This window comes from Deltaproteobacteria bacterium, assembly GCA_016218975.1.
In the GTDB taxonomy this organism is placed as follows: domain Bacteria; phylum Desulfobacterota; class Deferrimicrobia; order Deferrimicrobiales; family Deferrimicrobiaceae; genus JAENIX01.
In genome coordinates this window covers 15365-29395 of record JACRCO010000015.1, presented here as the reverse complement: position 1 = coordinate 29395, position 14031 = coordinate 15365, and the positions used below count along the sequence as shown (strand labels likewise).

The window sequence follows — 14031 nt, the reverse complement described above, 5'->3', positions numbered from 1 at the left end:
GCGGCGGGAATCGTACTTGTCGCGGGCATGGCGATTATCGCTCAAGCGGGACTGTTCGACGGTCTGATGAAGAAAGGTCCCGCCGAAACCGCGAAGGCGGCGGGAGTGGTCGAAACCGCGGACGCGGTGAAAATCCCCCTCGCGACGCTCGAATCGGGCAAAGCCCTCTTTCTTGTGCAGGAATCGGGAGGCCGGCAGGTTCACTATTTCGCGCTGAAAAGTTCCGACGGCCTGTACCGCGCAGCTTTTGACGCGTGCGACGTCTGTTTCAGGACGAACAGGGGGTACCGGCAGGAGGCGAACCACATGGTGTGCAACAACTGCGGGCTGGCATTCCCGTCCGCAAAGATCGGCGAGGTCAAGGGAGGGTGCAATCCTGCGCCTCTCGCGCGCAAGCTGGAAGGGCAGTATCTCGTGATCGGCAAGGGCGACATCGAGGCCGGCAAGGACTATTTCGTCCGGAAGCGGTCGTGAGGCGGAAGGGAAACGGGCGATGAACATCAGGAAACTGGCATGGAAAAACCTGGCGCGCCGCAAGGCGCGGGCGCTGTTCACCGGGCTGGGGATCTTCCTCGGCATCGGCACCTTCGTGGCCCTTTCATCCTTGACGGTCCGCATGGAAGGGGCGGTCCGGGACAAGCTCGATAAATTCGGCGCGAACATCCTTGTTACCCCAAGAACGGAGCAGTTGTCGCTCGGGTTCGGCGACATCTCGCTTGGCGGGGCGCAGGTGGCGCACGCAAGACTGAAGGCGGACGACGGAAAGGCGATCCGGTCGATCGCTCTTCACGAACGGCTTCGCGTAGTGGCTCCGTTTTTCCTGGCGTCGGCGGAGGCGTCGGGGAAGGACCTCGTATGGATGGGGGTCTCCGCGCCGGATATCGCGGACGCAAGGCCATGGTGGAAGATCGCAGGCGCGCCGGTCCGCGAAAGGGGAGAGGTGCTTCTCGGCTCCGAAGCTGCGGCCGCCCTGGACAAGGGCCCCGGCGGGACAGTGACCTCGGGAAAGAAGACCTTCCGCATCGCCGGGGTACTCGCGCCGACGGGAGAGAAGGAAGATGCGATGGTCATCGGCGATATCCGGGACGTGCAGGCGCTGGCCGGCAGCCCGAACGGGGTGACTTTCTTCGAGGTGGCGGCCCAGTGCAAGGACTGCCCCGTCGAGGACATCGTGGACCAGATAGGCGCCGCTCTCCCCGGCGCCAAGGTGTCCGCCATAAGGCAGGTCGTCGAGAGCCGCAAGGAAGCGGTGGACCAGTTCCGCAGGCTCGGGACGGGGGTGTCCGCAATCGTTCTTGCGATCGCGGGCCTCATGGTCGTCGTCACCGTTATGGGTAACGTCCAGGAGCGCACCCGGGAGATCGGAGTCCTGCGCGCCGTGGGATTCCGGCGCAAGGCGATTCTCTCTCTCCTCTTCTGGGAGACGGGCTGGATATCCCTGATGGCCTCCGCCGGGGGCGCGATCGTCGGGCTGGCTGCCGGAACGCTGGCCCTGCCTTTGTTCGGTGTCGAAAGGGGCGGGCTCGAAGGTGTAGCCCTGTCCCCGGCTTTCCTGGGAATGGCGATCGGGATGGGGCTGGGGCTACTGGGGACGGTCCCCCCGGCCCGCAAGGCGGCCGCGCTCTCCCCGACCGAAGCGATAAGAAGCCTGTAGAGGAGCAACCATGACGAGACTCATCGTTCTCGAAAACGTTTCGATGATTTTCGGCGGCAACGGCACGCGCGCCGCCGCCCTTAAAAGCGTGACTCTCGCCGTGTCCGCGGGGGAGTACGTGGTGATTACCGGAGAGTCCGGAGCGGGAAAAAGCACGCTGCTCACCATACTCGGAGGTCTCCAGGTGCCGACCGATGGAAAGGTTTCGATGAAAGGAACGGACCTCTCTTCCCTTTCCGCGGACGAGCTGGCGGATTTCCGGAGGGAGACGATCGGATTCGTCTTCCAGGCGTACCACCTGCTGCCGTACCTCACCTCCCGGGAAAACGTCATGGTGCCGATGTCTCCCCTGCCGTCGAGCGCGAGGGAGAAGGCGTTGCGGGCCGATGCGCTCCTTGCCTCCGTGGGACTGGAGGGGAAGGAGGGGCGGCTGCCATCGCAGCTTTCCGGCGGCGAATGCCAAAGGGTGGCGATCGCGCGCGCCCTTGTGCATGATCCGCCGGTCCTGCTCGCCGACGAGCCGACCGGAAACCTCGACTCCGCTACGGGGGACCAGATCCTCGACCTTTTCACCGACCTCAACCGGCAGGGAAAGACGGTCCTCCTCGTAACGCACAACCGCTCCAACCTGTCGAGGGCGAGCCGCTGCGTGCGGCTCAGGGATGGGGAGGTCGCCGGGGACGAACGGCTGCCGGACAGGCGTAGCCGGATGTAGGGAAAGGAGACGGGAATGGAGAGTGAACGGGAAATGACGATTCAGGCAAGTGGGGAACCGCGGGGTCGCGAGCCCGGCCCCACCTGGCGCGGCTTCGCGCTCTCGATCCTGGTAGCGATCGTACTGTCCGTCATGGCCACGCTGCTGTTCGGCGGATCGTGGTCCTCGTACAGTCTGCGCCCGGCAGCGGCTGTTTCGAAAGGAGGCTGCGGATCGGGTGGGAACTGCTGCCCGCTGCCCCCGGAGGAAGGGAAATGAGGCGTTACACCGTGTACAGGATGAATCGCTCGACGCGGAAGAAAGAAGCTGTCGGCGGCATGATCGACCGCAGGCGCACGGAACGGGAGATGCGCCAGAATGTCCTTTCCCTTCTGGCGGAAGCGCGGGAACTTTTCGGAGAAGGGCAAGGCGAAACGATAGTCATCGCTCCCGTTACAAAAAAGCCTCCCGCAGCATCAAATGATGGGCTTCCGGTTGCAAAATTTAGCACAAAAAGCGAATTTTGCTAATAAACGGGAAGCCCCGCGCCGATATACAGAAAAGGATGGATTCGGGGAACGGAGTGAAAAAATGAGAGAAAAACGGTCCGTACACGGGAAGCCGTGGTGGATTTCCCTTTTCTTCCTTTGCGCCCTTGCCGCCGGAACGAACGCAGGCGCGCAGGAGGCTCCCCGCCCCGCATCCTTTTACGTAGATGCTGCCCTGTCTAAAAACCCGTCCATCTCGGCGATGCAGGAACGGATCCGCATGAAGGAGAACGCGGCGATCCGCGCCGGAGCGCTCGACGATCCGAAAGCGTGGATCGGCCTGACCAACGTCCCGGTCAGGTCGTGGTCTTTCCGTGAGGAAGACATGACGGGCAAGGAGATCGGCCTGTCCCAGATGTTCCCGTTCCCCGGAAAGCTCAAGACCAGAACCGATATCGCAACGCGGGAGAAGGAACAGACCGGGCACGACCTCCAGGAGATGCGCAACATGCTTCGGTCCGAGATCAAGATGGCCTACGCGGAGCTCACCCATGTCCGCAAACAGACGGAAGACACCCGGCGCAGCCGCGAGATCCTGAAAGACATCGTGGCGATCTCCCAGGAGATGTACGCCGTCGGCAAGGTGACGCAGGCGGACGTGCACCGCGGCCAGCTGGAGTTCGAGAAGATGCGGGACATGTTGCTCAAACTCGAGAACAGGGAGAAGGTGCTTTCGTTCCGGCTCAATACCCTTGCCGCGCTGCCGCCGGACGATCCCGTTCCCGAACTCGAACACCAGCAGGAGTTCGTCCATCCGTTCCGCGCCGAAGATCTCGTTAAGTCCTACAAGGAAGACCGGCCTGCGAGAAAGTCCATGGAATCGCGCATCCGGAAGGCGGAAGCATCGGTCGAGATGGCGAAGCTGGAGTTTTATCCGGACTTCGAGGTTTCCGCATCCTACATGCAGAGGGACGCGATGCCCGACGGCACAAGCCGGCAGGACATGTTCTCCTCGATGCTGCTCGTCAACCTGCCCATCTGGAGGAAGTCGAAGCTGGAGCCTGCGGTCCGGGAGATGACCGCCGAGAGGGAAATGGCAAGAAGGGAGCTGGAGAACCTCGATCTCGAAACGACGAACGCGATCCGCAGGTCGCTCTCCACCATGGAGAACACGGGAAACATCGCAACGCTCTACCGCACGACCCTCATTCCCCACGCCGAGACGGCTTTCGAGGTCAACCTGGAGGCGTACAGGGTCGGGAAAATCGACTTCCCGATGCTTCTGGATTCGATCATGGCGGTCCTTTCGTACCGTAAGGGCTACCACGAGATGCTCGGCGACCAGTACATGGAAAAGGCCAGGCTGGAAGCGGCGGTCGGCAGGGAATTGAATTGACGATACGGGGCGGAAAAATAAACGTGAGTCCACGGAGAAGAAGATGAGCGAGGAGAAGCGGGAGGAGACCCCCAAGGATGCAGGTGCGGGAACGGCCGGAGGACCGCCCGAGGGTTTGGAAAAAACCGTGAAAAAATCGCGTCTGCTCATCGTCGCCGGCGCGGCGGCGTTCCTGCTCGCCGCGGGGATCCTGGCCTTTTTCACCGTGCCCGCATTCCACAACTTGCTCCACCCGCACCCGGCGGACAATGCGGCGAAGACCGCCGCGGGCAAGGCGAAATACACCTGCGGCATGCATCCCTTCATCATTTCCGACAAGCCGGGGGCATGCCCCATCTGCGGCATGACCCTTACGAAGATAGAAGAAGCCGGTGCGGCGGCGACGCCTGCGACCGCCGCCCAGGCGGGCGGCGCTGCGAAGGGCGAACGGAAGCTTCTTTTTTACAGACATCCGATGAATCCGGGGGTCACCTCGCCCGTGCCGGCCAAGGACGAGATGGGAATGGATTACATCCCGGTGTACGAGGACGAGGTCAAGGGGAGCGGAGCAGGCGTCAATCTGCCCGAGGGGTACGCCACCGTTCAGGTGGGTATGGAAAGAGTGCAGTTGGCCGGGATCCAGAGCGTGCCCGCGGTGCGCGAGACGATCAGCCATCCGGTGCGGGCCGTCGGGATCGTCGTCCCCGATGAACGGCGCGTCCGGCGCGTCCAGACGAAGATCGAGGGCTGGATCGAAAAGCTCTACACAAACTTTACCGGCCAACTGGTGACGAAGGGCCAGCCGCTGCTCGACATCTACTCGCCGGAACTGGTCGCAAGCCAGCGCGAGTACCTCGTCGCAATCGGCATGCGGGACCGTTTGAGGAACAACCCTTATGTCGAGGAAAGGGAGATGTCGGAACAGCTCGTCGAATCTTCCCGGCGCAGGCTCGAGCTCTTCGACGTGCCGCAAAGCTTCATCACCGAGCTCGAGAGGACGAAGAACCCCCGGCGCACCGTCACGCTGAACGCGCCGGCGTCTGGTTACGTGACGGGCAAGGAGATCTTCGAGGGGACGCGCGTCATGCCGGGTATGGACCTGCTCACCGTGACCGACCTCTCCCGCGTCTGGATCGAGGCGGATCTCTACGAATACGAGGCCCAGTCCGTGCGCATGGGGCAAACGGCCTCCCTCGAAACGGTGGCCGAGCCGGGGGCAAAGCTCAAAGGGCGGGTCGCCTTCATCTATCCCACGTTCTCGCCCGAGACCCGCACGCTCAGGGTGCGTTTCGACTTCCCGAATCCCGGTCTTCGGCTGAAGCCGCAGATGTACGCCAACGTCTCGCTCGACTTGCATAGCATGACCGGCGTGGTCATCCCCGATTCGGCGCTGATCGAAACCGGGGTCCGCGTGATCGCGTTCGTGGACGCGGGCGGCGGCAGCTTCGAGCCGCGCGAGGTGAAGGTGGGCGTCCGGGGCAACGGCAAGGCCCAGATCCTTTCCGGCGTGAAGGCGGGCGAGAAAGTAGCGGTGGGCGCCAACTTCCTGCTCGACTCCGAGTCGAAGTTGCGGGCAGCGCTCACGAAGATGACCGGCGGCGCGTCCGCGCCCTCGCAGCCGCAATCGCCACCGCAACCGCAGGGGGGTCACACCGGTCACGGAGGCGGTCAATGAACCCTCACGGCGCGGGATCGCCCGGCGAGCCCGTGAAAGACACCTTCATCCAGCGCATCATCGAATTCTGCGCGGTCAACCGCTACATGACGCTGTTCGCGGTAGCGGCGTTGTGCGTCATGGCAGTCTATACCTTCCAGGTGATCCGCCTTGACGCGCTGCCGGACCTTTCCGACACGCAAGTGATCGTCTACTCGAAGTGGGACCGGTCGCCCGACATCATAGAGGACCAGGTGACGTACCCGATCGTGGCGGCGCTGCTGGGCGCCCCGAACGTCAAGGCGATCCGCGGTTTCTCCGACTTCGGCTTCTCGTACGTGTACGTGATCTTCCAGGACGGCACCGACATCTACTGGGCGCGCTCCCGGGTGCTCGAATACCTTTCCAAGATCCAGCAGCGCTTGCCCAAGGGGGTCCAGACCGAGCTCGGCCCCGACGCCACGGGAGTGGGCTGGGTCTTCCAGTACGCGCTGGTCGACCGCTCCGGCACACAATCGCTCGACCAGCTCCGCTCGTACCAGGACTGGACGCTACGCTACGCCATCCAGGGCGTCCCCGGCGTCGCCGAGGTGGCCTCAATAGGAGGGTTCCAGAAACAGTACCAGGTGACGGTAGATCCGAACAAGCTGGCGTCCTACGGCATCCCGCTCACCATGGTCACCGAAGCGATCCGGATGTCCAACAACGAGGTGGGCGGACGCCTCATCGAGTTCGCGGGCGCCGAATACATGGTGCGGGGGCGCGGATATACGAAGAAGCTGTCCGACCTGGAAAACGTGGTTGTGAAGACGGGCGCGGGGGGCGCTCCCGTCCTCTTGAAAGATATCGGCCGTGTGGCATTCGGCCCCGAGATCCGGCGCGGCGTCTCAGACCTCGACGGTTTGGGCGACCATGTGGGCGGCATCGTGGTGATGCGCCACGGTGAGAACGCGCTGAACGTCATCGAACGGGTCAAGGAGAGGATTAAGGAACTGAAGCCGTCGATGCCGAAAGGGGTCGAGTTCGTTACGACCTACGACCGCTCCGACCTGATACACCGGGCGATCGAAACGCTCAAGCACGAGCTCATCGTCGAGATCGTCATCGTCGCGCTGGTGATCCTCCTTTTCCTGTGGCACGCCCCTTCGGCGCTGGTGCCGATCGTCACGATTCCCGTCTCGGTGCTGTTGTCGTTCATTCCCCTCTACTACATGGGGGTGACGATCAACATCATGAGCATCGCCGGCATCGCCATCTCGATCGGCGTGCTCGTCGACGGGTCGATCGTCGAGGTCGAAAACGCCTACAACAAGATCTACCACTGGGACGCCGGGGGGCGGAAAGGCGACTTCCACTCGGTGCGTCTCGAGGCGCTGAAGGAGGTCGGCCCTTCCGTCTTCTTCTCGCTGCTCGTCATCGCCGTCGCGTTCCTACCCGTCTTCACGCTGGTCGACCAGGAAGGGCGGCTGTTCAAGCCGCTGGCGTATTCGAAGAACCTGGCGATGGGGCTGGCCGCGTTACTCGCGATTACGCTCAACCCGGCGCAGCGGATGATGTTCGCCCGGATCGACCCGTACGTCTTCAAGCCGAAGTTCCTTGCGAAACTGGCCACGCACGCTTTCGTCGGCAGATATTATTCCGAAGAGAGGCACCCGATCAGCCGCAGGTTGTTCCGCATCTACGAGCCGGCGTGCCGCTTCGTGCTGCGCCGTCCGAAAACGGCCATCGCCGCCGCATTGGTGGCGATGGCGGTGAGCGTTCCCGTCTACTTCAAGCTCGGCAGCGAGTTCATGCCGCCGCTCAACGAAGGAACCATGCTCTACATGCCGACGACGTTGCCGGGGCTTTCAGTCGCGCAGGCGCAGGACCTGATGATCCGGATGGACAAGCTGCTGAAAAGTTTCCCCGAAGTCGAGCGCGTCTTCGGCAAGGCGGGGCGCGCCGACACGTCCACCGACCCGGCGCCGTTCTCGATGATGGAAACCACGGTGGTGCTGAAAGACCCCTCGAAGTGGAGCCCGAAGGAGCGCTGGTACTCTTCGTGGGCGCCCGATTTCCTGAAGCCGGTGTTCCGCCCCATCTGGCCCGACCGCATCTCGTGGGACGAGCTCGTGACGAAGATGGACGGGGTCGTCCGCTTTCCCGGCGTCACCAATGCCTGGACGATGCCGATCAAGGCGCGCATCGACATGCTTACGACCGGCGTCCGGACGCCCATAGGCATCAAGGTTTACGGCAGCGACCTCGCAGAGATCCAGCGGATCGGGGAGCACCTGGAGCATGTCATGAAGGATATCAGGGGTACCCGCTCCGTTTTCGCCGAGCGGGTGACCGGCGGCTACTTCATCGACATCGAGCCGAAGCGGGATCAGCTCGCCCGATATGGTCTCACGATCGAGAAGCTGCAGGACGTGATCATGAGCGCCGTCGGCGGCGAGAACATCACCACGACGATCGAGGGCCGGGAGCGCTACGCCGTGAATCTTCGCTACCCGAGGGAACTTCGGGAAGATCTCGACCGGCTCGGGCGGGTGCTCGTTCCCACAGGGATGGGAGCACAGGTGCCGATCGCTCAGCTCGCCGACGTCAAGATGCTGCAGGGACCGGCGATGATCCGCGACGAGAACGGCTTTCTGGCAGGCTACGTCTACGTCGATATCGCCGACCGGGACGTGGGCGGTTACGTAGAGGAGGCGAAGAAGGTAGTCGAATCGAAGGTCCCTCTGAAGCCGGGCTACGTGCTCCAGTGGAGCGGCCAGTACGAGAACATGATCCGCGTCCGCGAGCGGCTGAAGCTCGTGATTCCGGTGACGCTGGCGCTGATCTTCATCCTGCTCTACATGAACACGCGAAGCGCGTTCAAGTCGTCGGTCGTCATGCTCGCCGTGCCGTTCTCGGCCATCGGCGCAATCTGGCTTTTCTATATCCTCGGCTATAACGTCTCCATAGCCGCCTGGGTCGGGATGATCGCGCTCATGGGGCTCGATGCCGAGACCGGCGTGTTCATGATGCTGTTCCTGGATCTTTCCTATGACGACGCGAAAAAGAGAGGGCTATTGCGGAACCTCGGGGAGCTGGACGAGGCCATCATCCACGGCGCCGTGAAGCGGATTCGCCCCAAGATGATGACGGTGGCCGCGGCGTTCATGGGGCTGCTGCCGATCATGTGGTCCACCTCGGCCGGCGCCGACGTCATGAAGCGGATCGCCGCACCGATGATCGGAGGATTGATCACATCGTTCATCATGGAGTTGCTGGTCTATCCGGCAATATATAAGTTATGGAAGAAACGCGAACTCAAACTGGGATCCGCGCCCGGGGCGACTTGAAAACGTGTTGGGAGCGCGGAGAGCGGGGAAATACGAATCGAAAGGAGAGGGGATATGGGAATGAAAAGTTTAACGGCGCTTGCGCTGGCGTTTGCGTTGCTCGCGTTCCATGGGATCGCGGCGGCGGACATGAAGGGGCACGAATCGATGCCCGGCATGAAAGGGCACGAGTCGATGCCGGGTATGCAGGGCCACGGCGAAATGATGAAGATGGGCGACAAGATCTTCGGCGGAAAGGTCGGCCCATGGCAGGGGGAGGCGCGCCTGATCGACATGAAAGCGTCGATGGAGAAGGCGAAGGCTTCCGGCATGAAGATGGAAGGGCAGATGAAGAGCCACCACTTTGAGATCTTCCTTACAGATCTCAAGACGAAGAAAGCGGTTACGGAAGGGAAAGGAACAGTGACGGTTACGGGTCCGGACAAGAAAACGACGAAGACGGACATAGCCGCGATGGCCGGGCATTTCGGAGTGGACGTCGACCTGCCGAAGCCGGGAAAGTACACGTTCAAGGTGGCGATCGAATCAGGCAAGGAGAAGGGCGGAGCCACGTTCTCACATACCTTGAAGTAACGACTTTTCTTCGGGGGACAAAGATATAACGAACGGGCCGCCGCATTCGCGCGCGGCCCGTTTCTCTTCCACCGTTTACGATAGCCGAATCGATCCTTCGAAAATATTTCCGCCGGGCACGCGTTGAAGAATAGTCTCACGGGTTAACGAGAATAGTCTCGATAACCCGGTGGACGATCCGCCCATGATTTCCCTAAGTGACCGCAATATAAGAAATTATTGGTTTTCGCCGGTTGGCACGACATGTGAACTTCTATCGGGCATGACGAACGACTCGCACACAACGAACAAAAAGGAGGTTTGTAAAATGAAGAGGCTGATCGGGTTAGCGGCGGTAATGGCGGCGGCTGTCATTCTTGCAACGGGCGTGCAGGCGTTTTCCGCGGAGAAGCAGGACACCTATTCATTCAGCGCGCCGGGGTCCTGGCAGTACGAAAGCCCGGTGGAATCGGGGAACCTGCCGAACGGTGAAGACCTGTCAACTGCGCAGACGGGAACGACCGATGACTTCGACAAGGCCGCTTTCGGCGGGGTCGTCTACAGGATCGGCATTGACGGGGTCTGATTTACTGACGTCGAACAAGCTGCCGGTGACGCGGGAGAGGCTGCTGCCTCTCCCGCATCGCGATCACACGCCAAGGAAACTTGCCCTCGAATTCTTATGCGGGAAACTGTATTTTCTTCCGCCGGTTAATTTTTTTCGAAGCGAACCCATGCGGAGCGGAGTTCATCATACCTCCTTATGAAGCCGTTGCCGCAATGCGGAAACGGCAAACCGGGAAAAACGGAGGTAGTGGATGGTGAGCAGAATTACCATGACATTGGCGGTCCTGGGAATATTCCTCGTCACTGCTGCGGGGACCTCCCAGGCAGGGTGGGGCGGCCATTCCGAATCGTCGCAACCGGGGGAGTCGATGAGCTCGGATACCGGATCCCCGCAGGGCACTGAATCGGAAACCTCGATGAGCCCGGAAACGGAACCCGCGGAAGGGATAGCGGGGACGCATGAAAGGCCCGTGGAAGGGGCCATCGAAACGGGCACGCTGCCCGAGGAAGGGCAGTTCGGTTCGGATAATCCCGCCGAGAGCGAGTTTGGAGGAACTTCGTTCCGGCACGGAATAGACGACGGTCCGTAAAGACTTGCGGCGCCGGGAAGATGTTGGGGGCGTGGCGCATCCTCGGCCTCGCCCCTTCATCTTATTGTAAAGGCGGTGACAACCGCGGCCAACGTATCAGGACGATGGAGGTGAGCACATGAAGAAGAGTTTCGTTTTTTCGATATTGTTTGCGGGGATTTTCCTTGCAGCGTCCGCGGGAATCGCGCTTGCGGATATGATGACGGAAGAGGCGCCCGCATGGGAGACGTACCAGGGTGAAGAGGTCTACGGTCCGACCGGTTCGTTCCAGTTCGAAGGAGCCGTAGAGACAGGCAGTCTTCCCCCCGGAGAGGATCTCTCCGAGGCGCAGACCGGCGTGACGGACGAGTTCCCCATTTACGAGGCGGGCGGGCTTCCCTTCCGCGTAGGAATCGACTCGGAGCCGTAAGCAAGACCGAACAAGGTTAAAATTCGATGCTTGCATCCGCAAGCAGGAAAGCGGCGGCGCGGGGACCTGAAAGGCCTCGCGCCGTTTTCCATCCATCACTCGAAGATCCGCGGGAAATCTTCAGGAACGTCCCTGTTTAATAGATGTCGCTGCCAGGAAATATTCTTTTTAGGGTTGCGATACCGTCAGCGCTGGTTTAGCCTATTATAGTGACTCCGGCGGAAGCCGGGTCAAATGATGGAAAGGTGCTTTCGGCATTGCGCGTCAACCTTCGGACCAACCTGTTTATTTTCCTGTGCGTATTGCTTTTCGGAGCGGTCGCGTGTCCTGTCTTCGCCGCTTCCGTTCCCTGCCCCGACGATGCATTTGCCGACACCCGCCTTGCCGGCGATACGCTGAAAAAAATGGCCCTTCTTCCTGAAAGCGAAATTTCGCTATCGGGAACCCTGTTCCTCGTTTCCGCGCGTGCAAGCAGGGAGCTTGAATGCCGCGATGCTGACGGCGGCCTGGTGGAAAAGGAACTCGACAGGATCGCGCGTCGCGTTATCGTGCATGCAGGCGACCTGAAGGACCCGGCCCGAACGGTTTCCGCGTTGAACCGCGTGCTGTTCTACGAGGACGGATTCGTATACGACCCGAATGCCGGAAACCCGGAGAATTACCTGCTCGATCGTGTGCTCGCCCGCAAGCATGGGAATTGCCTCGGCCTTACCTCCGTCTATCTTGCTCTCGCAGAGAAACTGAAAATCCCGTTGGGCGGTGTTTACGTGCCCGGGCATTGCTTCGTCCGGTACGAGGGGAGCGGGAATCGGATAAACATCGAGACGGGAGAAGGGGGCGGGGAGCGCAAGAACGCATGGTACTCGAAGAAGTATCGCCTGAAGGATGGAAGCCCTTATCTTCGCACCCTGGGGCGAAGGGAAATGATAGGGGTGTATCTGAAGAGCCTCGGCGCGGCTTATTCACGTAAGGGGCGCGACGAGGAAGCGCTTCGGATTTACCGCGAAGCGGCCAACTTTTTCCCGACATTGCCGGATGCCTATTTCAACGCGGGCGTCTCCTTCCAGAAAATGGGGAAGATGGAGGATGCCGTCGCGCAATACCGCCGGGCCCTCGCACTGGATCCCGACATGGCCCCCGCGCGCGGAAACCTGGGCTCCGCCCTGTGCGGCTGCGGAAAGCTGGAGGACGGGATCGTGGAATTCAGGAAGGCACTCGACCTCAATCCGAAGAACGCCTCGGTCCGGTCCGGACTTGCGAAGGCATACTTCGCCCGTGGCGATTACAAGCAGGCGGCCGAACACTGCGACCGCGCCATCGAGCAGGGTTGCCGGTTCGAGCCCTCAATGATGGACGTCTTGAACAGGTACCGCAAACCGCGCGCAGAAATTTCCTCCGGCCCCTGAGCCGGTTTCAACGCCCCCCCGACTTCAGTATCTCCGGCAGTTCGGTCAGCGAAGCGGCGCTTGCACCGGGGCGAATAGCGGAAAACGGCGGGTCCGAATCGGCCCTCCTGTGGATCACGACGCATTTCGTCCTGTATCGGCCGCTGGTTCGGGCGAGACGCAGAAGCGGCTCCGCAGATTCTGGAGCGACCGACCTGGAGGCCTTCGCCTCGATGAGAACCAGTCGTTCGTCTCCTGTGGGGACCACGAAATCAACCTCCAATCCCTGCTGATCCCGAAAGTGATAAATCTCCCTTCGGCGTCCTGAATTTATTTGCGATTTGATGATCTCGGATGCGACGAAACCTTCGAATAACGGTCCGAGAAATGGTGATCTGCCCAGTGCCTGTTCGCTCTCGATCCCCAGTAAGTGGCAGGCGAGTCCCGAGTCCATGAAATAGAGCTTCGGCGACTTGACGAGACGCTTTCCGAAGTTTTCGAAGAATGGAGGCACAAGAATGATCTGGGCGGTGATTTCAAGGATGTTCAGCCATTCGGACACCGTCGGGACGGAAACGCCCAAGGGCGCCGCGATATCCGTCCGATTCAGGATTTTTCCGCATCGGCTGGAAAGGATGGACAGGAATTTCCGGAAAGTGGATAGATGCCGGATGGCGGCGATAGTGCGGACATCCTTTTCGAGATAGGTCTGAAGGTATGAAGAGTACCAGGTACGGTAGTCGGAAGGACGGGCGAGAACTTCGGGGAATCCCCCCTTGAGGAGGGTAGTCTTCCCGGTTTCGATGACTGAGAAGGGAAGAAGTTGAAAAACCGCGGCCCTGCCGGCCATTGATTCCGTCGCTCCCCTCATAAGGGGGACTTCCTGCGAACCGGTAAGAAACCACTGGCCTTTCCGCGCGGGATGGCTGTCGATCCGGCTACGCAGATAGCTGAGGATCTCCGGCACGTTCTGTATCTCATCGAGAATGGCGGGAGGGCGGATGTCGTCGAGAAAGGTGCGAGGGTCGTCGCGGAATCGCGCAAGGAGATCCGGGTCCTCCATCAGGATGTAGGATGCCCCGGGAAAAAGATTACGGAGAAGGGTTGTCTTCCCGGCTCGCCGGGGGCCTGTCAGAATAAGGGCCGGGAAGGCCCTCGATGCCTTGACGAGCAAGGGGGAGATATCTCGCGGCACATATTTCATGATGAGAATTATAAAGTAGAACTTTATAATTCTCAAACGTAATTTATTCCGTCCGATAGGCTTTCTCTTTCACGGTCCACCCGCTTTTACCTTCGATCCCGCACGGCCGGTTTCCGCGCTTGACCTCCGC

General features: G+C 61.0%; 13 protein-coding genes. 12 read left to right on the top strand and 1 reads right to left on the bottom strand.

The window, feature by feature from the left end; all coding sequences use genetic code 11:
• From HY896_02340 to HY896_02285, 12 genes are all read left to right on the top strand, one after another.
• On the top strand, positions 1–474 hold a 474-nt coding region (locus HY896_02340), incomplete at its 5' end, for a DUF2318 domain-containing protein (protein MBI5575185.1).
• Positions 475–493: 19 nt separating this feature from the next.
• The gene (locus HY896_02335; protein ID MBI5575184.1) at positions 494–1654 is read left to right on the top strand and encodes an ABC transporter permease; all 1161 of its coding nucleotides are present in this window, start codon (positions 494–496) and stop codon (positions 1652–1654) included.
• 10 nt (positions 1655–1664) lie between these two features.
• Positions 1665–2369, top strand: a complete 705-nt coding sequence (locus HY896_02330) for an ABC transporter ATP-binding protein (protein MBI5575183.1) — start codon at positions 1665–1667, stop codon at positions 2367–2369.
• A 15-nt stretch (positions 2370–2384) separates the two neighbouring features.
• Entirely contained in the window at positions 2385–2627 is a 243-nt protein-coding gene (locus tag HY896_02325) for a hypothetical protein (protein ID MBI5575182.1), read from the top strand.
• 312 nt (positions 2628–2939) lie between these two features.
• Positions 2940–4232 (top strand): TolC family protein, encoded by a 1293-nt coding sequence (locus HY896_02320; GenBank protein MBI5575181.1) that lies wholly within the window; start codon positions 2940–2942, stop codon positions 4230–4232.
• A gap of 43 nt (positions 4233–4275) precedes the next feature.
• A complete protein-coding gene (locus HY896_02315; protein ID MBI5575180.1) occupies positions 4276–5886 on the top strand; it encodes an efflux RND transporter periplasmic adaptor subunit in 1611 nt (536 codons plus the stop codon).
• The gene (locus HY896_02310) at positions 5883–9194 is read left to right on the top strand and encodes an efflux RND transporter permease subunit (protein MBI5575179.1); all 3312 of its coding nucleotides are present in this window, start codon (positions 5883–5885) and stop codon (positions 9192–9194) included. The genes HY896_02315 and HY896_02310 overlap by 4 nt, the downstream gene beginning before the upstream one ends.
• A 60-nt stretch (positions 9195–9254) precedes the next feature.
• Positions 9255–9767, top strand: a complete 513-nt coding sequence (locus HY896_02305) for a hypothetical protein (GenBank protein MBI5575178.1) — start codon at positions 9255–9257, stop codon at positions 9765–9767.
• Positions 9768–10074: 307 nt separating this feature from the next.
• On the top strand, positions 10075–10332 hold the full coding sequence (locus HY896_02300) for a hypothetical protein (protein ID MBI5575177.1): 258 nt from the start codon (positions 10075–10077) through the stop codon (positions 10330–10332).
• A 232-nt stretch (positions 10333–10564) separates the two neighbouring features.
• Positions 10565–10903 (top strand): hypothetical protein, encoded by a 339-nt coding sequence (locus HY896_02295; protein ID MBI5575176.1) that lies wholly within the window; start codon positions 10565–10567, stop codon positions 10901–10903.
• Between the two features lie 118 nt (positions 10904–11021).
• Positions 11022–11312 carry a hypothetical protein gene (locus HY896_02290; GenBank protein MBI5575175.1) on the top strand — a complete coding sequence of 97 codons (291 nt, stop codon included), beginning with the start codon at positions 11022–11024 and terminating at the stop codon, positions 11310–11312.
• Positions 11313–11557: 245 nt separating this feature from the next.
• Positions 11558–12718: a tetratricopeptide repeat protein gene (locus HY896_02285; protein ID MBI5575174.1), complete on the top strand. Its 1161-nt coding sequence runs from the start codon at positions 11558–11560 to the stop codon at positions 12716–12718.
• Between the two features lie 7 nt (positions 12719–12725).
• Here the strand turns inward: HY896_02285 and HY896_02280 are convergent, their stop codons facing one another.
• A complete protein-coding gene (locus HY896_02280) occupies positions 12726–13871 on the bottom strand; it encodes an ATP-binding protein (protein MBI5575173.1) in 1146 nt (381 codons plus the stop codon).
• Positions 13872–14031 lie beyond the last annotated feature (160 nt).

What these genes read in the sequence shown, in the direction of transcription:
- HY896_02335 (MBI5575184.1), top strand. Translation starts at nt 494, where the DNA reads ATGAACATCAGGAAACTGGCATGGAAAAACCTGGCGCGCCGCAAGGCG.
- HY896_02330 (MBI5575183.1), top strand. Translation starts at nt 1,665, where the DNA reads ATGACGAGACTCATCGTTCTCGAAAACGTTTCGATGATTTTCGGCGGC.
- HY896_02325 (MBI5575182.1), top strand. Translation starts at nt 2,385, where the DNA reads ATGGAGAGTGAACGGGAAATGACGATTCAGGCAAGTGGGGAACCGCGG.
- HY896_02320 (MBI5575181.1), top strand. Translation starts at nt 2,940, where the DNA reads ATGAGAGAAAAACGGTCCGTACACGGGAAGCCGTGGTGGATTTCCCTT.
- HY896_02315 (MBI5575180.1), top strand. Translation starts at nt 4,276, where the DNA reads ATGAGCGAGGAGAAGCGGGAGGAGACCCCCAAGGATGCAGGTGCGGGA.
- HY896_02310 (MBI5575179.1), top strand. Translation starts at nt 5,883, where the DNA reads ATGAACCCTCACGGCGCGGGATCGCCCGGCGAGCCCGTGAAAGACACC.
- HY896_02305 (MBI5575178.1), top strand. Translation starts at nt 9,255, where the DNA reads ATGAAAAGTTTAACGGCGCTTGCGCTGGCGTTTGCGTTGCTCGCGTTC.
- HY896_02300 (MBI5575177.1), top strand. Translation starts at nt 10,075, where the DNA reads ATGAAGAGGCTGATCGGGTTAGCGGCGGTAATGGCGGCGGCTGTCATT.
- HY896_02295 (MBI5575176.1), top strand. Translation starts at nt 10,565, where the DNA reads ATGGTGAGCAGAATTACCATGACATTGGCGGTCCTGGGAATATTCCTC.
- HY896_02290 (MBI5575175.1), top strand. Translation starts at nt 11,022, where the DNA reads ATGAAGAAGAGTTTCGTTTTTTCGATATTGTTTGCGGGGATTTTCCTT.